The 21,161-nt window shown below is 62.0% G+C and carries 17 protein-coding genes and 1 riboswitch; of the genes, 15 read left to right on the forward strand and 2 right to left on the reverse strand.

Translation table 11 applies throughout. The features are described 5' to 3' along the window. Positions 1-21 precede the first annotated feature (21 nt). The 9 genes from tolA (at position 22) to AB7783_RS29090 (ending at position 12,442) form a co-directional block, all read left to right on the forward strand. On the forward strand, positions 22-1,053 hold the full coding sequence (tolA, locus tag AB7783_RS29050; protein WP_441279547.1) for a cell envelope integrity protein TolA: 1,032 nt from the start codon (positions 22-24) through the stop codon (positions 1,051-1,053). 76 nt (positions 1,054-1,129) lie between these two features. Further along, complete coding sequence (gene tolB, locus AB7783_RS29055) at positions 1,130-2,455, forward strand: Tol-Pal system beta propeller repeat protein TolB (protein WP_441279548.1); 1,326 nt, start codon at positions 1,130-1,132, stop codon at positions 2,453-2,455. A gap of 186 nt (positions 2,456-2,641) precedes the next feature. Continuing rightward, complete coding sequence (locus AB7783_RS29060; RefSeq protein ID WP_089261975.1) at positions 2,642-4,969, forward strand: putative bifunctional diguanylate cyclase/phosphodiesterase; 2,328 nt, start codon at positions 2,642-2,644, stop codon at positions 4,967-4,969. A 161-nt stretch (positions 4,970-5,130) separates the two neighbouring features. Continuing rightward, on the forward strand, positions 5,131-5,871 hold the full coding sequence (locus AB7783_RS29065; RefSeq protein WP_410001772.1) for an N-acyl amino acid synthase FeeM domain-containing protein: 741 nt from the start codon (positions 5,131-5,133) through the stop codon (positions 5,869-5,871). Between the two features lie 263 nt (positions 5,872-6,134). Further along, entirely contained in the window at positions 6,135-6,629 is a 495-nt protein-coding gene (gene pal / locus AB7783_RS29070; RefSeq protein WP_175366426.1) for a peptidoglycan-associated lipoprotein Pal, read from the forward strand. Between the two features lie 163 nt (positions 6,630-6,792). Further along, entirely contained in the window at positions 6,793-7,800 is a 1,008-nt protein-coding gene (ybgF, locus tag AB7783_RS29075) for a tol-pal system protein YbgF (RefSeq protein WP_441279549.1), read from the forward strand. Positions 7,801-7,898: 98 nt separating this feature from the next. Beyond that, entirely contained in the window at positions 7,899-8,930 is a 1,032-nt protein-coding gene (gene tilS / locus AB7783_RS29080) for a tRNA lysidine(34) synthetase TilS (RefSeq protein ID WP_441279550.1), read from the forward strand. A 233-nt stretch (positions 8,931-9,163) separates the two neighbouring features. Next, positions 9,164-11,080, forward strand: a complete 1,917-nt coding sequence (gene ftsH / locus AB7783_RS29085; protein WP_441279551.1) for an ATP-dependent zinc metalloprotease FtsH — start codon at positions 9,164-9,166, stop codon at positions 11,078-11,080. 165 nt (positions 11,081-11,245) lie between these two features. After that, positions 11,246-12,442 (forward strand): glycosyltransferase family 87 protein, encoded by a 1,197-nt coding sequence (locus AB7783_RS29090; protein WP_441279552.1) that lies wholly within the window; start codon positions 11,246-11,248, stop codon positions 12,440-12,442. Here AB7783_RS29090 and AB7783_RS29095 read toward each other — a convergent pair. Continuing rightward, positions 12,414-13,055: an HD domain-containing protein gene (locus tag AB7783_RS29095; RefSeq protein WP_439073091.1), complete on the reverse strand. Its 642-nt coding sequence runs from the start codon at positions 13,053-13,055 to the stop codon at positions 12,414-12,416. The two genes, AB7783_RS29090 and AB7783_RS29095, sit on opposite strands and share 29 nt — an antisense overlap. Before the next feature lie 164 nt (positions 13,056-13,219). On the opposite strand from AB7783_RS29095, the gene AB7783_RS29100 reads away from it, so the two are divergent. Continuing rightward, the gene (locus AB7783_RS29100; RefSeq protein WP_441279777.1) at positions 13,220-14,185 is read left to right on the forward strand and encodes a GlxA family transcriptional regulator; all 966 of its coding nucleotides are present in this window, start codon (positions 13,220-13,222) and stop codon (positions 14,183-14,185) included. 6 nt (positions 14,186-14,191) lie between these two features. Here the strand turns inward: AB7783_RS29100 and AB7783_RS29105 are convergent, their stop codons facing one another. Continuing rightward, positions 14,192-14,377 carry a hypothetical protein gene (locus tag AB7783_RS29105; protein WP_439062287.1) on the reverse strand — a complete coding sequence of 62 codons (186 nt, stop codon included), beginning with the start codon at positions 14,375-14,377 and terminating at the stop codon, positions 14,192-14,194. A 189-nt stretch (positions 14,378-14,566) separates the two neighbouring features. Then, positions 14,567-14,781, forward strand: a riboswitch (cobalamin riboswitch). Positions 14,782-14,900: 119 nt separating this feature from the next. On the opposite strand from AB7783_RS29105, the gene AB7783_RS29110 reads away from it, so the two are divergent. From AB7783_RS29110 to AB7783_RS29130, 5 genes are all read left to right on the forward strand, one after another. Further along, positions 14,901-17,831 (forward strand): ribonucleoside-diphosphate reductase subunit alpha, encoded by a 2,931-nt coding sequence (locus tag AB7783_RS29110; RefSeq protein ID WP_441279553.1) that lies wholly within the window; start codon positions 14,901-14,903, stop codon positions 17,829-17,831. A 145-nt stretch (positions 17,832-17,976) separates the two neighbouring features. Further along, positions 17,977-19,101 (forward strand): ribonucleotide-diphosphate reductase subunit beta, encoded by a 1,125-nt coding sequence (locus AB7783_RS29115; protein ID WP_115034027.1) that lies wholly within the window; start codon positions 17,977-17,979, stop codon positions 19,099-19,101. Between the two features lie 111 nt (positions 19,102-19,212). After that, entirely contained in the window at positions 19,213-19,962 is a 750-nt protein-coding gene (locus AB7783_RS29120) for an AzlC family ABC transporter permease (RefSeq protein WP_441279554.1), read from the forward strand. Then, a complete protein-coding gene (locus tag AB7783_RS29125) occupies positions 19,959-20,276 on the forward strand; it encodes an AzlD family protein (RefSeq protein WP_068733575.1) in 318 nt (105 codons plus the stop codon). The genes AB7783_RS29120 and AB7783_RS29125 overlap by 4 nt, the downstream gene beginning before the upstream one ends. A gap of 171 nt (positions 20,277-20,447) precedes the next feature. Further along, entirely contained in the window at positions 20,448-21,122 is a 675-nt protein-coding gene (locus AB7783_RS29130) for a TetR/AcrR family transcriptional regulator (RefSeq protein WP_092139147.1), read from the forward strand. Positions 21,123-21,161 lie beyond the last annotated feature (39 nt).

Raw genomic sequence — 21,161 nt, forward strand, 5'->3', positions numbered from 1 at the left:
AGCAGGATTGGAAATCTGATCGTGAAGGTCGACAAGACACTCATCGCATCGGTAGCCCTGCACGTCATCGTGATCGGGTGGGGACTTCTCACGTTCTCTTCCAAGGCATTGGAAGTGATGCCGGAGGATTCCGTCGGGGTCGACATCAGCGTCGAAAGCCAGTCCATGGTCGGTCAAAAGACCGGCAAGAAGGAAAATCCGAAGCCGAAGGTGGAGAAGGTCGCCGAGGCCAAGCCGCCGGTCGAGGATACCGTCGGCAAGATCGACGACAAGAAGCCGCCGGTGATCACCGAGACGGCGCCGAAGGAACAGCCGAAGACTGACGAGAAGGCGGCGGCCGAAGCGGCGAAAGCGGAGGCTGCGGCAAAAGCCGAGGCTGCAGCGAAAGCCGCGGCCGATGCCAAGGCAAAGGCAGAAGCCAAAGCGGCGGCAGTTGCCGACGCCAAGGCAGAGGCTGAAGCGAAGGCCGAGGTTGACGCCAAGGCGCAGGCGGAAGCCAAGGCGAAGGCCGAAGCGCAAGCCAAGGCTAAAGCAGAAGCCAAAGCGAAGGCTGAGGCCAAAGCCAAGGCTGACGCCGACGCGAAGGCCAAGGCGGAAGCACAGGCCAAGGCAGCAGAGGCCAAGAAGGCCGAGCGCGTGTTCGATCAGTCGAAGATCGCGGCGCTGATCGACAAGCGCGATCCGACCCGGAATTCGGTGACGGGGTCCGACCTCAATCCGAACGAGGCTCTGGGTTTGGCGAAAGGCAATGCGAGCAACAACGTCGCCACTTGGGGCGCAATGTTCAAGTCGCAGGTCGAGCGCTGCTGGAAGAAGCCCTATGGCGGCATCGAAGCGCAGATGACCGAGTCGATTTTCAGCGTCAAGCTGAAGCGTGACGGGTCGTTGGAAACGACGCCGGTTGCCATCAGCAATCCAACGACGCCGTATTTCCGCGTCTATCAGGAGAGCGCACTGCGTGCGATTATCGAATGTGCGCCGTATAAACTGCCTACGGCGTTTTTTGACGAATGGAAGTTTTTCGAACCCGTTTTCACCGAACGACGGTCATGAGCACGTCACTCCTGGTGACGATCACGAATACCGAGCAAAGCCCGCAATAATGACCGACAAGAATGGATTGCCCCCGATGTTGTTTCGCCCAAGCCGCCGACAGATCATCACAGGAATGGCGGCGACCGGTCTGCTGATGGGCACCAGTGCGCGAACCGCCTTCGGACAGGCGCGTGTGCAGATCACGGAAGGCAATGTCGCGCCGCTGCCCATCGCAATCCCCAATTTCTCCGCTGGCACTGGCGCGGACAATGAGGTGAGCGTCGGCGTCTCGCAGGTCATCACCAACAATCTCAAGCGCAGCGGTCTGTTCGCGCCGATCGATCCGGCGGCCTTCGTCGAGAAGGCCATCAATATCGACGCGCCGCCGAACTTCGTGAACTGGAAGACCGTCAATGCGCAGGCGCTAGTCACTGGCCGCATGACCCGGCAGGGCGATGGTCGCCTGAAGGCCGAATTCCGGCTGTGGGATGTCGCCACCGGTCAGCAATTGGCCGGCCAGCAATATTTCACCTCGCCGGAATACTGGCGTCGTATCGCCCACATCATTTCCGATCAGATCTATGAGCGTCTGACAGGCGAGAAAGGCTATTTCGATAGCCGCGTGGTCTTCGTTGACGAAACGGGCTCCAAGGAGCGCCGCGTCAAGCGACTGGCGCTGATGGATCAGGACGGCGCCAATGTGCGTTACCTGACGCGCGGGGCGGATCTGGTGCTGACACCGCGGTTCTCGCCGTCCACGCAAGAGATCACTTATATGGAATTCGGCCAGGGTGACCCCAAGGTCTATCTCTTCAACATCGAGACGGGTCAGCGCGAGGTCGTCGGCAACTTCCCGGGCATGTCGTTCTCGCCGCGTTTCTCGCCGGATGGCCAGCGTGTCATCATGAGCCTGCAGCAGGGCGGCAATTCCAACCTCTTCGTCATGGACCTGCGGTCGAAGTCCACGACGCGGCTCACCGATACGCCGGCGATCGATACCTCGCCGTCTTATTCGCCGGACGGGGCACGGATTTGTTTCGAATCCGATCGCGGCGGCAAGCCGCAGATCTATACGATGGCGGCAACCGGCGGCGGTGCTCAGCGCATCTCGTTCGGCGAAGGCAGCTATTCGACCCCGGTCTGGTCGCCGCGCGGCGACTATATCGCCTTTACCAAGCAGGGTGGTGGTCAGTTCTCGATCGGCATCATGAAGCCCGACGGGTCCGGCGAACGGCTGCTGACGTCCGGCTATCATAATGAGGGTCCGACCTTCGCGCCCAATGGCCGCGTGATCATGTTCTTCCGCGATGCGGGCGGGGGCCCGTCCCTGTTTACGGTCGACGTGTCCGGCCGCAACGAGCTCAAGGTCCCGACCCCCGGCTTCGCGTCCGACCCGGCCTGGTCGCCATTACTATCGTAAACAAACGATTGGCGACGACGGGCGGATTACCGGCTATTCCCGGCAAACTTTGCCCACCGCGCTGAAATCACGAGCAGATTTGCTGTTTATGCGAATGCGTAAACAGTTCGCTAACGATGTTCCCTCAGAAAGACTTCATCAGGACCCGGTACCAATGTGCGCCTGAACAGGACGCATTTACGCCCGATGCAGCTCGCCGACCACAACCGGACGAACAGCAAATCGATGTCGCCGTCGATCTACACGGCGCTCGTCGATTCCTTGTTCGAAAACCCGATTCCGATGCTGGCCGGTGCGGTCTGCGCCGGGACCGGCGCAGTCATGACTGCGGTGAAGACCGGCAACCCTTTGCTGTGGCCATGCGCCGCCCTGATCATCGTCATTGGCGCTTTGCGGGCCCTTCAGCTTAGCCGCTATGAAAAGCGCGAGACCGCGCTGACGCCTGACGAGGCGATCCGCTGGGAATTCAATTACATGGTTGGCGGCTCGCTCTATGCAGCCGCGTTGGGCCTGTGGTGTTGGGTTGTTTTGCTTGGCAGCGATGATCCGGTCGCGCATATGCTGGGTACGGCAGTGACCGTCGCCTATATCGCGGCCGGCGCCGGCCGAACCTATGGCCGTCCGAAGATCGCGCAGTTGCAGGTGCTGCTGGCGTGCGGTCCGATGGCGCTGGCACTGATTATCCACGGTGACTTCTACTATATCGGCTTTGCGTTTCTGAACGTCCTGTTCTTTGTCGGCCTGCGCCGGATCACGCTTCGTCTGCATGACGTCTACGTCAAGGCGCTGCTGGCCACCGAGCGGGTCGGCTCCATCGCCGGCCAGTTCGATACGGCGCTGAACAATATGCCCAACGGCCTGTGCATGTTCGGCGCCGATGGTCGGTTGGCGGTGCTCAACAATCGCTTTACCGCGATGATGGAGATTTCAGAGGATCTCGTGCAGCGCGGCGTGACTGCGCGCGAAGTCGTCTCGCTCTGCGTCAATGCGGGGACGGTGTCGTCGGCCAGCGCGATGACCATCATCACCGAGATTGAAAGCTCGAAGGCGGCCGAAATCACGACCCTTGATCATGCCCACGAGAGTGAACGTGCATTGTCGTGGAAGTTTCAGCCGATGGTCGGCGGCGGCACGGTCGTTCTGCTTGAAGATATTACCGAGCGCCGCAATTCCGAAGCGCGTATCAGCCACATGGCGCGTTTCGACGAATTGACGGGGCTGCCGAACCGGGTCAGTTTCCGGAATGAAATCGGCCGCATGCTGAAGAGCTCGGACCAATCCACGCTGTCGGCCCTGCTGTTCGTCGATCTCGATCAGTTCAAGCAGGTCAACGATACGCTTGGTCATCCATGCGGCGATCAGCTGTTGTGCATGGTCGCCGATCGGCTGCGCGAAATGTTGCGCGCGGATGACTTCGTGGCCCGTTTTGGCGGTGACGAATTTGTCGTGTTCCAACGTGCCATCAAGACAAATCATGATGCAGCCGATCTGGCGCGTCGCATCGTCGAACGGCTCAGTGAGCGCTACGAGGTCGACAATCATCAGGTCGAGATCGGCGCCAGCGTCGGCATCGCCTTGACGGAACCCGACGTCAGCGCTGACAACCTTTTGAAGAACGCCGATATGGCGTTGTATCGTGCGAAGGCCTCCGGCCGTGGCACCTTCTGCTTCTTCCGCGACGAGATGGCCCAGACGGTCGAGGCGCGCCGCGTGCTCGAACTGGATCTGCGCCAGGCGCTCGCCAATGAAGAATTCGAGATTTACTACCAGCCACTGGTCAATCTGAAGTCGGGACGCATCTCGACATGCGAAGCGCTGCTGCGCTGGAATCATCCTGTCCGCGGCACTGTTTCGCCGGTCGATATCATTCCCGTCGCAGAAGACATGGGCCTGATCGTCGATCTTGGCCGCTGGATTTTGCGCAAGGCCTGTATCGAATGCATGAAGTGGCCGGACGCGGTCAGCGTCGCCGTCAACTTCTCGTCGCAGCAGTTTCATCAGCGCGATGTGTTGAGCGAGGTACGCTACGCCCTCGATGTGTCCGGGCTGCCGGCGCGTCGTCTCGAGATCGAGATCACCGAATCGTCGCTGCTGCGTAATACGCAGTGGACCCACGATGCCCTCGCGCAGCTTCACGCAGCAGGTTGTCGGATTTCGCTCGACGATTTCGGTACCGGCTATTCGAGCCTGAGCTATCTGCACAATTTCCCGCTGCAGAAGGTGAAGATCGATCGCTCATTCCTCGAAGGGATCGATACGGACCGTCCGTTGACGCTGCTGCGCGGCGTTGCGCGCCTCAGTGCCGATCTGGGAATGACAGTTGTCGTCGAAGGCATCGAGACCAACGAGCAACTCGAGCTGATCAGTGCCGACGGCACGATCAGCGAGGCGCAGGGCTATCTGTTCAGCCGCCCGGTGCCTGCGACCCGGATCAGGCAGCTCCTGGACGCATCCCACGGACGTCGCGTGATCGAGCCCGGCGCCAATGTCGAGGCCACGCGCGCGCCGGCCTGACCAGCCGCGGGCCACACTCTCGAATTTCCATTTCCATTCGTTTCGCACGCCGAATAGGCCAAAAGGGTTAACCACATTGTGGCAGAACCTTTGACAACTTTTAAGAAAGCTTTAACCTTTCCTTACTCGCGTAGTCATGGCGTTGGTGCGTAGGAGACGGAATGATGGCTTCGGCCGATCAAGCGACTGAAGCTTCGAAGCGCAGCGATATTCTCGACCGGGTTGACTACCGTCTTGCCGAAACCGAAGCTGAGAAAGAGGCGATCTATAGCCTGCGCTATAGAGCCTATCTCCATGAGGGGGCCATCGAGCCTCGGGCGGATCGCCGTCTCGCCGACCGTTTCGATGATTTGCCGAATTCATGGACTTTCGGGATATTCGTTGATGGCGAGCTCGCCAGTTCGCTGCGCGTTAGCGTAGCGACGCCGGACAATCCGGAAACGCCTGCCGTCGATGCATTCGGAGACCTGTTGCGTCCCGAGCTGGACAAAGGGAAGATCATCGTCGACCCGAACCGCTTCGTGGCCGACCCGAACAACCGCACCAAGTTTCCTGAACTGCCCTATATGACGGTTCGGCTGGGCTATGTCGCCTGCGGCTATTTCAAGGCTGATATCGGGACGGCGACCGTGCGCGCCGAGCATCGCGCGTTCTATCGCAAGGTTTTCCTGCAGACGCCGATGTGCGAGCCGCGGCCCTATCCGACGCTGACCAAGCCGCTATGCCTGATGGCGGCCGACTACGCCGCGGTGCGCGAACGCATTTTCATGCGCTACCCACATTTCCGCTCCAGTCTCTTCGAGCAGCGGGCTCTGTTCGAGCGCAAGAGCGAGCCCCTGGCGCCGGATCTCCATTCATCCGAGTTCCATATCGCCCAGGCCGCGGTGTTGCCCCGCAGCTGAAGGGGGCGACAGTCCCGTCGTCGGTCATTGCTGACTTCTCAGCAGTCCCTGCAGCGGGATTCTGCCTAAAACCAGCTGCTTTCTCAGAACCTTCACCGTCGCGCCACATTTGCCAACCATTAACCACGTCGTTGCTTTTTCGCGGCCTGTGGCTTTTGATCGGTTTTGGCAACACCTCATCAAGGTTGACGGAACGTTCGCTTAACCAACGCCCTGTAGACCGAATGACAGTTGGGTAAAGCGTGAGCGTGGAGGCTCCGGGAATGAAGCATCAGATGCGTATCCTCCAGGGATTAAAACTGGCTGCAGTGCTGGCCGTGGCGCTGTCGATGGGCGCCTGCGCCAACAAGAACGGTTTGGGTGGCGATGGCGCGATGGCCAATGCCGCCACGCCGGGCAGCCAGCAGGACTTCGTCGTCAATGTCGGCGATCGCGTGTTCTTCGAGAGCGATCAGACCGAACTGTCGCCGCAGGCGATCGCGACCCTGGACAAGCAGGCGCAGTGGCTGCAGCAGTACAACCGCTACTCCTTCACCATCGAAGGTCATGCGGACGAGCGCGGCACTCGCGAATACAACATTGCGCTCGGCGCCCGCCGTGCCCAGTCGGTTCGCACCTTCCTGGCCTCGCGCGGGATCGATGCCAGCCGGATGCGCACCATCTCCTACGGCAAGGAACGTCCGGTCGCGGTGTGTAACGACATCTCGTGCTGGTCGCAGAACCGCCGTGCGGTTACCGTGCTGAACGCCGGCGCGTAAGCGACGTCTGATATCAAACAAAACGGCGTCTGCCCCGGGGCAGGCGCCGTTTTTGTTTAGGGCAGGCGCCTTTGTCGCTGTCGAAAGTCACATTTTTGGCGTAGTGAAATCCTCATCGTGATGCGCGCCAATGGGGCGCGAAACCGGTCATTTTCAGGCTCAAATGTCATCCAGATCTCATTCGCTCGCCGGCGCTGCACTCGTCTCCATGCTGCTCGTCACGGCTTCGCCGGTTTGGGCGCAGTTGTTCGGTCAACCGGCTCCCCGTCAGCAGGGCTACGGCCAGCAGTCGGGCGACGACGATGCCGATCAGGGCTTGCAGATCGAGCGGTTGCAGAACCAGCTGCGGCAGCTCACCGGCCAGAACGAGGAGCTGCAGTTCCGTAACCGCCAGCTCGAAGATCAGCTTCGGCAGTTGCAGGCTGGCGGCGCCCCGGCCGGTGCGCCTTCCAGTGCTGCCGGTGGCCGGCCCAATATCGCTGCCGCCCCAGTGCAGCAGGCGCCGCAGCCCGGTTACAATCAGCAACAGCCGCAGATCGCGGCTCCTGCACCAATTGCTCAGGATCCCGCGCCGGCTCCTCGCGCTGGCCGTCGTAACGATGCGTTCGATCCCAATGCGAACCCGAACGCGCCGGGCGTGCCGCGTGCACTCGGCGGTGGCCAACAGCCGATGCCCGCAAACGCACCGGTCGGTGCACAGGGCGGTCGTGGGGCCGGCGAGCCGCTCCCGCTGGGCAATGCCGCCCAGGGCGGAGCTGCGCCAGCACTGACGACGTTGCCGCCGGGCGCGACCCCGAAGGACGAGTTCGATCTCGGCATCGGCTATATGCAGCGTCGTGATTATGCGCTGGCCGAAGAGACCATGCGCAACTTCGCCCAGAAATATCCTGGCGATCCAATGATTGCGGATTCGCAGTATTGGCTCGGCGAGAGCTTCTTCCAGCGCCAGAAATATCGCGATGCCGCCGAGACATTCCTGGGCGTGACCACGAAATACGACACCTCCGCCAAGGCGCCCGATGCCTTGCTGCGGCTTGGCCAGTCGCTGGCCGCGCTGAAGGAAAAGGAAGCGGCCTGTGCCGCCTTCGGTGAAGTGACACGGAAATATCCCCGTGCCTCGGCCGGCGTGAAACAGGGCGTGGACCGCGAGCAAAAACGCGTTAAGTGCTAAGGCGTGATCCCGAAAAGTGGAGCCCGGTTTTCGGACAAGATCACGCCCTGGCAAATCGACCCGGACAATCAGGCGGGTCGCAACCGGTTCTGACGCGCATGTCCGACGACGACCAGTCGCCGATTTCGGTCCAGATGGCGAAGCAGCTATTCGCTGACTGGGCGTCCGCGCCAGCATTGGTCCTTGCCGTGTCCGGCGGTCCTGATTCCGTCGCTCTGATGTGGCTCGCCGCGCGTTGGCGGCGTGCGCTCAAACGCGGCCCCGACCTTATTGCGGTGACCATCGACCATGGTTTGCGGCCTGAAGCGGCCCGCGAGGCCCGCGACGTGAAGCGGCTCGCGGCATCTCTCGATATTCCTCACCGCACTCTCCGCTGGACTGGCGCCAAGCCGAAAACCGGACTGCCTGCCGCGGCTCGCGATGCGCGCTATCTGCTGCTGGCTAAGGCCGCGCGCAGCGTCGGAGCATTCCATGTACTGACTGCCCACACCCGCGACGATCAGGCCGAGACCCTGCTGATGCGGATGGCGCGCGGCAGCGGCATCGCCGGGCTCGCAGGCATGGCGCGGCTGACCGAGCGTGACGGCATCCAGCTCGCGCGTCCCTTTTTGCACATCGCGAAAGTGCAACTTGTTGCGACGTTGACCAAAGCGAAAATCGACTTCGCGACCGATCCGAGTAACTCCGATCCGAGCTACACCCGTCCGCGGCTGCGGGCTCTGATGCCGGCGCTGGCGTCCGAGGGCTTCGATGCGCGAAATCTCGCCCGGCTGGCGACGCGGCTGCGGCGTGCCGATGCGGCGCTGGAACTGATGGTCGACGGGGCAGAGCGGTTTCTGGCACTGCACAGCCCGGGCAGGGTGCCCGAAGCCATCGATGCGGGAGCATTTGCGGGGCTGGCGGAGGAAATTCGCGTTCGATTGTTGCTGCGGATGATCGATCAGGTCGGGCACGAAGGGCCGGCCGAGCTCGGCAAGGTCGAAACGCTTGTATTCGCCATCGTTAAGGCCACGCGATCGGGCGGGAAAGGTACTCTGCTGAAGCAGACGCTCGCCGGTGCCATGATCACGCTGACGCAGGACCGCCTGAGAATCGTTCCGGCGCCGCCCAGGCGTCGCCGCGCCGATTGAGTGCAAAGACCTACCAGTGGCCCCACAGTACCTTAACCACCGTGGGAAAACCCTGTCAGCACTGCCATTATTTGAACCGGAAATGCGCGTAGATGCGTTAAATAGTCCATCCCAGTTCCCTTGGCAGCGCCCTCGGTCGCACCTAGATTGTATCCGACCGACCCAGGGTGAACCCTTGTGGCGACTCACAAGGGAATAAGGCCGCGATTTCGCGCGGCGACGAAGGAAGATCGATGAACGCGAACCTGCGCAATTTTGCCCTCTGGGTCATTATCGTTTTGTTGCTGCTCGCGCTGTTCACGCTTTTCCAGAATCCTGGTCAGCGCACCGCCTCGCAGGACATTTCGTTCTCGCAGCTCCTCACCGAAGTTGATCAAAATCACGTCCGCGATGTCGTAATCCAGGGTCCCGAGATTCACGGCACCTTCACCAACGGCTCCAGCTTCCAGACCTATGCCCCGAGCGACCCGACCCTGATCAAACGTCTCTATGACGCCAAGGTCTCGATCACCGCCAAGGCTCCGGGCGACAACGTGCCGTGGTTCGTGTCGCTGCTCGTCTCATGGCTGCCGTTCATCGCGCTGATCGGCGTGTGGATCTTCCTGTCGCGCCAGATGCAGGGCGGCGCCGGCAAGGCGATGGGCTTCGGCAAGTCGCGCGCCAAGATGCTGACGGAAGCGCATGGCCGCGTCACCTTCGAGGACGTCGCCGGTGTCGATGAGGCCAAGCAGGACCTGCAGGAAATCGTCGAATTCCTGCGCGACCCCGGCAAGTATCAGCGCCTCGGCGGACGTATCCCGCGCGGCGTGCTGCTGGTCGGCCCCCCCGGCACCGGTAAGACGCTGATCGCGCGTGCGGTCGCGGGCGAAGCCAATGTGCCGTTCTTCACCATTTCGGGTTCGGACTTCGTTGAAATGTTCGTCGGCGTCGGCGCATCCCGTGTGCGTGATATGTTCGAGCAGGCCAAGAAGAACGCGCCCTGCATCATCTTCATCGACGAAATCGACGCCGTCGGTCGTCATCGTGGCGCCGGTCTCGGCGGCGGCAATGACGAGCGCGAACAGACCCTCAACCAGTTGCTGGTCGAAATGGACGGCTTCGAAGCCAATGAAGGCGTGATCCTGATCGCCGCCACCAACCGTCCGGACGTGCTGGATCCCGCGCTGCTGCGTCCGGGCCGTTTCGACCGTCAGGTCGTGGTACCGAATCCGGACGTCGTCGGTCGCGAGCAGATCCTCAAGGTCCATGTGCGCAAGGTGCCGCTGGCGCCGGATATCAACCTCAAGACCATTGCCCGCGGCACGCCCGGTTTCTCCGGCGCTGACCTGATGAACCTCGTCAACGAGGCCGCCCTGACCGCCGCGCGCCGTAACAAGCGCATGGTGACGCAGAGCGAGTTCGAAGAGGCCAAGGACAAGGTGATGATGGGCGCCGAGCGCAAGTCGCTGGTGATGTCCGAGGAAGAGAAGATGCTGACGGCCTATCACGAAGGCGGTCACGCCATCGTCGGCCTCAACGTCATCGCCACCGACCCGATCCACAAGGCGACTATCATTCCGCGCGGCCGTGCGCTCGGCATGGTCATGCAGCTACCGGAACGCGACAAGATGTCGATGTCCCTGGAGCAGATGACCTCGCGCCTTGCCATCATGATGGGCGGCCGCGTTGCTGAAGAATTGATCTTCGGCCGCAACAAGGTCACCTCGGGTGCGTCCTCCGATATCGAGCAGGCCACGCGCTTGGCTCGCATGATGGTCACGCGCTGGGGCCTGTCGCAAGAACTCGGTACGGTGTCGTATGGCGAGAACAACGACGAAGTCTTCCTCGGCATGCAGATGAACCGCACCCAGGCGGTCTCGGAATCCACGGCGCAGAAGATCGACTCCGAAGTGAAGCGTCTGGTCGCCGAAGGCTATGACGAAGCGACCAAGATCCTCACCGAGAAGCGCGATGACCTCGAAACGCTGGCCAAGGGCTTGCTCGAATTCGAAACCCTCTCGGGCGACGAGATCACGGATTTGCTGAACGGCAAGAAGCCGAACCGCGAGTCGGTGCTGGAGCCGTCGGGCCCGCGCACCTCGGCTGTGCCGCCCGCTGGCAAGCCGCGCCCGCGTCCGGACGGTGGCCTGGAGCCGCAGCCGCAGGCGTAAAGTCGTCACACGCAAACATGCAAAACGCGGCCGAAAGGCCGCGTTTTTTGTTATCTGTAGCTCGAATGGAGCGAGGCCCGATGCGGGGACCACGTCCCACTTAAACCTTCCTCAAACTTCCATCGGCACTGTCGCCCGGCGCCCTTGATGCGCATTGGGGACCCTATGCCAGCGCCGCTCACGATGACTTCGATACCTGGGCGTGGCCCTGTTCCGCCGGCGCTGCTGATCGTCTGCACGATCCTGACGATGCTGCATCTCGCCTTCTTCCCGACCTTCTACGGTCGCGGCTGGATCTATGAAGACGGCCTCGGCTCGCCCACCGATTTCGTCAATGTGTGGTCTGCCGGGCGATTGGTGCTCGATGGTCATCCGGCTTGGGCTTATGACTGGGACATCCAGAAAAAGGTCCAGATTGCGGTTCTCGGTCAGAGCTATCCCGGCAATTTCGCCTGGCATTATCCGCCGCCGTTCCTGTTCATCGCGGCACTGCTCGCAAAGCTGCCTTATGCTGTAGCTTTTGCCGGCTGGGCTGCGGTCAGCTTCGTGCCGTATCTGGCGGCGATGCGTGCGATCGTCGGTCGTCCCTTCGGCCTTTTATTGGCTGCGGCTTTTCCGGTGGTGATGACCAACGGCCTTGTCGGGCAGAATGGATTTCTGACCGCGGCGCTGATCGGCGGCATGCTGGTGCTGCTGCCGACGCGGCCGATCCTGTCGGGAATCTGTCTGGGTCTGCTCAGCTACAAGCCGCAATATGGTTTCCTGTTTCCGCTGATGCTGATCGCAGCGTCGCAATGGAAGGCGTTTGTCAGCGCAGGCATCACCACCGTGCTGCTGGCCGCGGTGTCGTGGCTCGCTTTCGGCACCGAGAGCTGGCAGGCGTTTATTCACTGGATGCCGATGTTCTCGCAGGCCTTCCTCACCGAAGGCCGCGCGCCATGGGGCAAGATGCAGAGCATCTTTGCACTGGTGCGCTATTTCGACGGCAGCGAGCCGCTGGCCTGGACGTTCCAGTGGATCATGATTGGTGCCGTCGTAGCGGTGCTGGTGCCGTTGTGGCGCAGCAGCGTGCGCTATGAACTGAAAGCCGCTGCGCTGGCCGTCGGCGCCTTGCTCACGACGCCCTACCTTTTCCTGTACGACGTGATGGTGCTTGCGATTGCCATCGGCTTCATCGCCCGTATCGGTCTCGCGGAAGGCTTTCGCCGTCACGAACTGCCGGTGCTCGGTCTCGCTGCTGCGCTGCTGATCGCCTATCCATTTCTCGGCGCTCCCACGGGCTTTGGCGCAACGCTGCTGGTGGCAGCGTTGATCGCCATGCGCGTGCGGGAGTCTATTCGCTCCACGCCGAGTTCAGGATGATGCTGCAGAAATTCGCGCGCTTGTAGGTGGGGTCGCGGAGGTCGAGCACGTCAGCCTTCACGTTGCCAAAGGTCGTGTCCGGCTTGTGGATCGTCCCCGCAGCGAACGCATCGATGATCCCGTTCTTGAAGTCATGGCCACGCGGATGGCAGACGCACACTTCGTGGCGCTGATGGGCGGTGAAGGCATCATACTCCAGACCCAATACATCCATCTCAACACCGGCCGTGACGAGCGCCACCACGGGCCGCTTGTGCTTGGGAATGCCCGGTGTCGTGTGAAGCGCGATGGCGTCCCAGACATCGTCGATGTCGCGCTCATCGATCCTGTGGCTGCGCAGAAAGTCTGCGGCAGCATTTGCGCCATCGACTTCGAAGCGCTCCTCCTTGCTCGCATAGGGCGCCTGCAGGCCCATGTCGTGAAACATCGCGCCGACATAAAGTAACTCGGAATCGACTTTGAGACCCTTGCGCTGTCCGGCGAGCGCGCCGAACAGGAAAACCCGATTGGAATGATGATACAGAAGATCGCTTTCGGTGTCGCGCACCAGCTGATCGACCTGGCGGGCGAGGGCGCTGTCGGGCACTTTGATGCCGGCGATGGTTTTGCTCATGAGATGCTCCTTGCGGGGGGGGTGATGCATCCGTTGTCGCCGGCGGGCGGTGTCCTCGCAATCGCGCCGCGCCCTGCAAAGCTGCCATTCGCCCGTGATTTCCTGCCGCAAGACGACTATCTATTCAGATTGACTTGGGCCTTTCCTCGCCGTCGGAATGAAGCATCACCATGAAGACCGTTGCTCTTGCGATCTTTCCGGGCGTCCAGTCGCTGGACGTAGCCGGTCCGCTTGATGTGTTCATGGAGGCCAATGGCTTCGTTGCGCCGGGCGACGGCTACGACATCACACTTGTCGCTGCAGACTGCGCGCCGCTGCGTGCATCGAACGGTTTGCGGATATCGGCCGATCTGGCGTTCAGTGATGCGGACAAGCCCTGGGATCTGGTTCTGGTGGCCGGCGGGTCTGGGCTGCCGACGGCAGAGCCCGACCCGCAGCTTACAGAGTGGCTGGCCAATGCGGCGCTCCAAGCGGGGCGTTACGGTTCGGTGTGCACCGGGGCATTCGCGCTCGGCCATGCAGGCCTGCTCGACGACAAGACTGTGACGACGCACTGGCAGAATGCGCCGCTATTGGCGTTGCGTTTCCCCAAGGCGCATGTGGAGTTCGATCGCATCTATAGCCGCGATGGCGCGCTGGTGACGTCGGCCGGCGTCACCGCAGGGATCGATCTCGGTCTCGCACTGGTCCAGGAAGATCATGGCGCGGATGTCGCGCTGGCCGTAGCCAAGCGTCTGGTTGTGGTGGCGCAGCGCCAGGGTGGCCAGTCGCAATTCAGTCCCTATCTGGTACCGCCGGCCGAGCCGGACTCGCCGATCGCGCGAGTCCATGCCCATGTGATGGCGCATCTGCGTGACGCACACAGCGTGGATGAACTGGCCGATGTGGCGGGCATGAGCGCGCGCACCTTCGCGCGGGTGTTCAAGCTCGAGACCAAAATGACGCCGGCAGATTTTGTCGAGGGCGCCCGGATCGACACGGCACGCAACCGCCTCGAAGGCAGCGATCTGCCGCTCAAGGTCGTGGCCTATGAATCCGGTTTCACCACCGCCGAACATATGCGTCAGGTCTTCGTGCGACGGCTGGGCCTGACGCCCAGCCAGTATCGGGCCAGCTTTCGCGCGGTCTGATTCTGCTCAGGCGAGTTGCAGCGAAGAAATCGGATCGCTCGCAGGAAAGCTGTCCATCAGCGCTTCGTTCAGCATCTCGTCGAGGCGGCGCCGGGCGATCTGATCCCTCGTCTCGAACGCCGTGAGCGCACCGGCTCGCTCTACGAAAGCGCTGAAGTTGATCCTTTCAGTGGTCGTCATCAGGTCGCGCATCGCATCCTCCATCGGTTGATCACGATGTTCTGCGCTTCGCGGTGCTCGGCGGCAACGAATCGCATCGTGCAGAAACCGCCAACGACCCCGCGGTTTCCGCCACGCAAGCGGTTGTCCACTGAACCAACAGCCCTACCGAATTTGTTGCGTTCGGCGCCAATGCTCGCTTGACACTTCACCGCGGGTCACACCAAATGTAGATGTCACGGTCCGCCTGGTCGCAAGACTTGGTGGCTAAGAGGGAAGCCGGTAAAGACGCTGTTTTGCGTCATATTCCGGCGCTGCCCCCGCAACTGTAAGCAGTGAGTCTGTTTCGATTGAAGTCACTGATGCGCAAGCATCGGGAAGGCTGAAACAGACATTGACCTGCGAGCCAGGAGACCTGCCGCGACACCAGAACGTCCATGGGCGGGGTGTCCCAGCGGTCGCTTGCAGGCAATGCCGGCGGATCTCCGCCGTGTATTTTGCAGCGTCCTTTCGGCCCCAGCCCCCATTGCTTGATGCATCACACGGGGTCTTGCCGATGCCTACTTCCTCTTCTGTTTTGTCCAACGGACGCGATGCGGCTCATGCGCCGCTGATTCAACTGTCGCCGGAAACGCTCGCTGCGCCTGCGCGCGAACCCTCAATGCAGATCATCCGGCGCAACGGCACGGTGTCGCCCTTCGACGGCAGCAAGATTTCCGTCGCGATGACCAAGGCCTTTCTGGCCGTCGAGGGCCACACGGCAGCGGCCTCGCGCCGCGTCCATGAGGCGGTGGAACAACTGACCGGCGAAGTCGTGGCTGCATTGACGCGCCGCGTCGGTGAAGGCCGCACCTTCCATATCGAGGACGTCCAGGATCAGGTCGAACTGGCGCTGATGCGCAGCGAGCACCACAAGGTGGCGCGCGCCTATGTGCTGTACCGCGAGGAGCGCGCTCGCACCCGCGCCGAAGAACTGGCCGCGAAGCCGGCGCTCGTCTCCACCGCACCGGTGCTGCATGTCACGCTCGCCAACGGCACCCGCGCCCCGCTCGATTCGGCGCGTCTGGCGCTGATCGTCAACGAGGCCTGCGCCGGCCTTGACGGCGTCGATGCCGCCCCGGTGCTCGAGGAAACCCGCCGCAATCTCTATGACGGCATCACGCTGGATGAGCTGGCACTGGCCGGCATCATGGCCGCGCGCACGCTGGTGGAGCAGGAGCCGAATTACACCTTTGTCAGCGCCCGCCTGCTGCTCGACAAACTGCGTACCGAAGTCCTGTCCTTTGTCGGGGCCACGCCGACCCACGCGTCGCAGGCCGACATGACCACGCGCTACGCTGAATATTTCGGCGCCTATATCAAGACCGGCATTGCGGCCGAGCTGCTCGATCCCGAACTCGCGCGCTTCGATCTCAAGCGCATCGCCGCCGCGCTAAAGCCGGAAGGGGACCTTCAGTTCCAGTTCCTGGGATTGCAGACGCTCTATGACCGCTACTTCCTGCATGTGCAGGGCAATCGCATCGAACTGCCGCAGGCCTTCTTCATGCGCGTCGCCATGGGCCTCGCGCTGCGCGAGATCGACCGCGAAGCCCGCGCCATCGAATTCTACAATCTGCTGTCGTCGTTCGACTTCATGGCCTCGACGCCGACGCTGTTCAATTCGGGTACGCAGCGGCCGCAGCTGTCGTCCTGCTTCCTCACCACGGTGGCGGACGATCTCGACGGCATCTTCAAGTCGGTGAAGGACAATGCGCTGCTGGCGAAATATTCCGGTGGTCTCGGCAATGACTGGACTCGGGTGCGCGGTCTCGGCGCGCATATCAAGGGCACCAATGGCGAGAGTCAGGGCGTCGTGCCATTCCTGAAGGTCGCCAATGATACGGCCATCGCCGTCAACCAGGGCGGCAAGCGCAAGGGCGCAGTCTGCGCCTATCTCGAGACCTGGCACATCGACATCGAGGAATTCCTCGATCTCCGCAAGAACACCGGCGACGACCGCCGCCGCACCCACGATATGAACACCGCCAACTGGGTGCCGGATCTTTTCATGCAGCGCGTCGAGCTTGATGGCGAATGGACGCTGTTCTCGCCGGACGAGACGCCGGAACTGCACGATCTCTATGGCAAGCCGTTTGCCGAGCGCTACGCAGCCTATGAGGAAAAAGCTGCGCGCGGCGAGATCCGCGTGTTCAAGACAGTGCGTGCGACTGACCTGTGGCGCCGCATGCTGACCATGGTGTTCGAGACCGGCCACCCCTGGATCACCTTCAAGGATCCCTGCAATCTGCGCTCGCCGCAGCAGCATGCCGGCGTCATCCACTCGTCGAATCTCTGCACGGAAATCACGCTGAATACGTCGGACGATGAAGTCGCGGTCTGCAATCTCGGCTCGGTCAACCTGCTCAATCATATCGGCAAGGATGGTCTCGATCACATCAGGCTCAAGCGTACCGTGACCACGGCGATGCGGATGCTCGACAATGTCATCGACATCAATTTCTACACCATCCCGGAAGCGCGCCGTTCCAACCTCAAGCATCGTCCGGTCGGTCTCGGTCTGATGGGCTTCCAGGATGCACTGCAGGCGCAGGGCATCGCGATGGCGTCGGATGCGGCCGTGGCCTTTGCCGACACCAGCATGGAGGCGATTGCCTTCCATTCGATCTCGGCATCGGTGGATCTTGCCGCCGAGCGCGGCCGCTATCCGTCCTTCGACGGATCGCTGTGGAGCCGTGGCATCCTGCCGATCGACTCCATCGAGATCCTTGCGGAGGCGCGCGGTGGTGTGCAGATGGACCGCTCCACGACGCTCGACTGGAGCAGTCTGCGTGACCGTGTGAGGACGACGGGCATGCGCAATTCCAACGTGATGGCGATTGCGCCGACGGCGACGATTTCCAACATTTGCGGCGTCGCGCAGTCGATCGAGCCGGCCTATCAGAACCTCTATGTGAAATCGAACATGTCGGGCGATTTCACGGTGGTGAACGCCTTCCTTGTGCGCGATCTGAAAAAGAGGGGCCTGTGGGACGAGGTGATGGTCTCCGACCTGAAATATTTCGATGGCAGCGTCGGATCGATCGATCGCGTGCCCGACGATCTCAAGGCGCTCTATGCGACTTCATTCGAGATCGACAGCGCGTGGCTGATCGAGGCAGCCTCGCGCCGTCAGAAGTGGATCGATCAGGCGCAGTCGCTCAATCTCTATATCGCCAATCCCTCAGGCAAGAAGCTCGACCAGCTCTATCGCCTGGCCTGGACGCTGGGATTGAAGACGACCTACTACCTGCGCTCGCGCAGCGCGACGCATGTGGAGAAGTCGACGCTGAAGGGCACCGACGGGAAGCTCAACGCGGTGTCGGCAACAGGCGCAGCAGCGAAGACAGCAGGTGCGCCGATCCTCGTTCAGTCATCCGTCACGGCGCCGGAGTTGAATGTCGCGATGGCCTGCTCGATCGACAATCCCGAATGCGAGGCGTGCCAGTAAGGGTGCGCCAAACACATTGACCTCATCCTGAGGAGCGGCTTCTTGGCCGCGTCTCGAAGGATGGCCCCACGCTCATGGTTCGAGACGCCCGCTGAAGAAGCGGGCTCCTCACCATGAGGGCCGAACAAATACGCAAGGAACACCTATGCTCGACTGGTCCGATACCTCATCCGCTCCCAAAACCCCCGCCTTCATCCCGATCCCGCAATCTCCCACCGACGCCACCGGCCTTGGCACCATCGACCGCTCCGGCGGCCGCGTCTCGGTGGACGAGAAGCGCATGATCAATTGCCGGGCTGACGTCAATCAGCTGCTGCCGCTGAAATACAAATGGGCGTGGGAGAAGTATCTCGCCGGCTGCAACAATCACTGGATGCCAACCGAAGTCTCGATGCAGGCTGATATCGCGCTATGGAAGTCGCGCGACGGTCTGACCGAAGACGAGCGCCGCGCCATCAAGCGCAATCTCGGTTTCTTCGCGGCATCGGAGAGCCTCGTCGCCAACAATATCGTGCTGGCGATCTATCGCCATCTCACCAATCCGGAATGCCGCCAGTATCTGCTGCGGCAGTCGTTCGAGGAGGCGGTGCATACGCACACGTTCCAGTACATCGTCGAGAGTCTCGGCCTCGATGAGGGCGAGCTATTCAACATGTATCGCGAGGTGCCCTCGATCACCGAGAAAGCTGCCTGGGCGCTCAAGCACACTCAGCATCTCGATGATCCCGACTTCAAGACCGGTACGCCGGAAACCGATCAGGCCTTCATGCGCGATCTCGTGGCGTTCTACGTGATCTTCGAAGGCATGTGGTTCTACACGGGGTTCGCGCAGATCCTGTCGCTCGGCCGTCGCAACAAGATGGTCGGCATCGCCGAACAGTATCAGTACATCCTGCGCGATGAATCGATCCATCTGAACTTCGGCATCGACGTGATCAACCAGATCAAGATCGAAAATCCGCATCTCTGGACCAAGGCGTTCCAGGAGGAAATCCGCAACATGATCCGCACCGCGGCCGAGCTCGAGGCGGCCTACGGGCGGGACACCATGCCGCGCGGCTTCCTTGGACTGAATGCGGCGCTGTGCGAGACCTATATGCACTTCATCGCCAACCGTCGCTGCGCCCAGATCGGCCTCGCGCCGGTGTTCGTGGAGACGGAAAATCCGTTCCCGTGGATGTCAGAAGCCATGGACCTGAAGAAGGAGAAGAACTTCTTCGAGACCCGGGTGATCGAATACCAGAATGGTGGCGCGCTGAATTGGGAGTAGTCTTTGGTCTCATATCCGCCGCTGCATGGCGCATATGAATCCGCATCGCTTGACCTGATCGCGTGATGCCCGCAGGCATGATTGGCCTGCGGGCGTCATGCGGATCAGTCGATGCACGCCACCCACATCCCTAAAGCACCAGCCTATTGGTCGAAGGCCGCCATCGTGCCAGGCATCATTGCCATCGGTCCGATGCTGCCCGGCACGCTGGCCTTCGGCATGGCATTCGGTGCGCTGTGCGCGCAGAAGAACCTCTCGCTTGCCGAAGTCGAGGTGATGATGGCGACGGTCTATGGCGGGCTTTCGCAATTTGTTGCGGTGCAGTCATGGCCTGATGTTTTGACGCCGGGCGCGATCGCGACGCTGGCGCTGCTCACACTCACCGTAAACATCCGCTTCTTCCTGATGAGCGCGACACTGCGCCCGTGGTTCGGCACGTTGCCCGCATGGCAGGCCTACCCGTCGATGCTGCTGGTCACCGATGGCGGCTGGCTCGCCGCGATGCGCTACCGCGATCACGGCGGGGCCGATGCGTCGTTCTATCTCGGCGGCGGCATCGTGCTGTATTTCACTTGGCTGTTTTCGGCCATCCCCGGTTTCCTGCTCGCCGAACAACTCACTGACCCAAGAAAGTATGGTGTCGATCTGGTGATGCCGGCCTTCTATGCCGCGATGCTGGTGCCCGCATGGAAGGGCCCCCGCCGTGCCATCCCTTGGGTCGTGTCGGGCGTCGTTGCCCTCGCGGTGCATTGGTTGGTGCCGGGCTGGTGGTTCATCATCGCCGGCGCGCTATCGGGAGCGATCAGTGCCGGGCTCATGGACGAACCCGAACCGCAACATCTGGCGGGCGTGTCCGCATGACGGAATTTTTGCGCAGCGACGTGATGATCGCCTTCGCGGTCATGACCGCGGTCACAGTGGCCTCGCGCCTCGGTGGCTACTGGCTAATGGGCTACGTCAACGTCACGCCGCGGGTTCGCCGGATGCTCGATGCATTGCCGGGCTCGATCATCGTCGCCGCCGCGCTGCCCGTGGCCGTCAATGGCGGGCCGGTGGTGGTTTTCGCGATCCTCGCCGCGATGGCCGTGACCATCATCCGCCGCAACGACTTCATTGCCGTCATCACCGGGATGGCGGTAGCCGCGGCCGCCCGGGCGCTCGGGTTTGGCGGCTAGATCTACCCGAAAAGTTGAATCCCGCTATGCGCAAAACACCTTGTCAACGAGTCTGAACTAGTGTTCAGTTCTTATCGCGGGCACCCTCAAGCTCGCTCAAAACCTTGAAGTTACGCGCCTTATTTATGACAGCCGTCAGGTTGGCCAAGGGGTGCCGGGGATGAGACGCTCATGGTTTACCGACGGACCCATCAAGTCGTGAAGCGGCTTGCGGCGCGGCGCAGCGCCATTCTGGCGGCGGCACGCGAAACCTGTGCCGAAGGTGGCATGGCGGCGGTTCAGATTGCGCCGGTTGCGGTTCGCGCCAATGTCGCGGCGGGCACGGTTTATCGGTATTTCCCGTCCAAGGCCGACCTGATTTCCGAACTCATCGCTGACGTCTCGCGCGACGAACTCGCCGCGATCCGCCGGGCTGCGGATGCTGCGCCGGGACCGTCATCGGCGCTGGCTGCTGCGGTGACCACGGTGGCTGTGCATGTCGTGTCACACCGCAAATTGTCGTGGGGCATCCTGGCCGAGCCGGTCGAGGTCGATGTGACGGAATCGCGGCTGGCCAGCCGCCGCGAGATCGCCGGCGAGATCGAATCCCGCATCGCGGCAGCCATTCGCGCCGGTCATTTGCCGGCGCAGGATACGGCGCTCGCAGCCGCTGCACTGCTCGGCGCGTTGCATGAAGCGCTGGTCGGCCCGATGGCGCCCGACAATCTCGAAGATCAGGCCAAGCTGCGCGACGCGGTGCAGACCGTCACGCTGCTGGCGCTGCGCGCCGTCGGCGTGATGGATGCCCGCGCACGCGGGCTTGTGGTGCAGGCGGTGCTGCCGACCAAGATGGCGGCCGGCGCCTAGCGCGTTTTCAAGCGCAGTGAGCACCGGTTCGCATCAAGA

It is taken from the genome of Tardiphaga sp. 172_B4_N1_3, from assembly GCF_052076035.1.
GTDB classification, from domain to species: domain Bacteria; phylum Pseudomonadota; class Alphaproteobacteria; order Rhizobiales; family Xanthobacteraceae; genus Tardiphaga; species Tardiphaga robiniae.

Excerpts from the sequence above, each read along its gene's own strand:
- tolB (WP_441279548.1), top strand. The coding sequence starts at position 1,130 with ATGTTGTTTCGCCCAAGCCGCCGACAGATCATCACAGGAATGGCGGCG.
- AB7783_RS29060 (WP_089261975.1), top strand. The coding sequence starts at position 2,642 with ATGCAGCTCGCCGACCACAACCGGACGAACAGCAAATCGATGTCGCCG.
- AB7783_RS29065 (WP_410001772.1), top strand. The coding sequence starts at position 5,131 with ATGATGGCTTCGGCCGATCAAGCGACTGAAGCTTCGAAGCGCAGCGAT.
- pal (WP_175366426.1), top strand. The coding sequence starts at position 6,135 with ATGAAGCATCAGATGCGTATCCTCCAGGGATTAAAACTGGCTGCAGTG.
- ybgF (WP_441279549.1), top strand. The coding sequence starts at position 6,793 with ATGTCATCCAGATCTCATTCGCTCGCCGGCGCTGCACTCGTCTCCATG.
- tilS (WP_441279550.1), top strand. The coding sequence starts at position 7,899 with ATGTCCGACGACGACCAGTCGCCGATTTCGGTCCAGATGGCGAAGCAG.
- ftsH (WP_441279551.1), top strand. The coding sequence starts at position 9,164 with ATGAACGCGAACCTGCGCAATTTTGCCCTCTGGGTCATTATCGTTTTG.
- AB7783_RS29090 (WP_441279552.1), top strand. The coding sequence starts at position 11,246 with ATGCCAGCGCCGCTCACGATGACTTCGATACCTGGGCGTGGCCCTGTT.
- AB7783_RS29095 (WP_439073091.1), bottom strand. The coding sequence starts at position 13,055 with ATGAGCAAAACCATCGCCGGCATCAAAGTGCCCGACAGCGCCCTCGCC.
- AB7783_RS29105 (WP_439062287.1), bottom strand. The coding sequence starts at position 14,377 with ATGCGCGACCTGATGACGACCACTGAAAGGATCAACTTCAGCGCTTTC.
- AB7783_RS29110 (WP_441279553.1), top strand. The coding sequence starts at position 14,901 with ATGCCTACTTCCTCTTCTGTTTTGTCCAACGGACGCGATGCGGCTCAT.
- AB7783_RS29115 (WP_115034027.1), top strand. The coding sequence starts at position 17,977 with ATGCTCGACTGGTCCGATACCTCATCCGCTCCCAAAACCCCCGCCTTC.
- AB7783_RS29120 (WP_441279554.1), top strand. The coding sequence starts at position 19,213 with ATGCACGCCACCCACATCCCTAAAGCACCAGCCTATTGGTCGAAGGCC.
- AB7783_RS29125 (WP_068733575.1), top strand. The coding sequence starts at position 19,959 with ATGACGGAATTTTTGCGCAGCGACGTGATGATCGCCTTCGCGGTCATG.
- AB7783_RS29130 (WP_092139147.1), top strand. The coding sequence starts at position 20,448 with ATGGTTTACCGACGGACCCATCAAGTCGTGAAGCGGCTTGCGGCGCGG.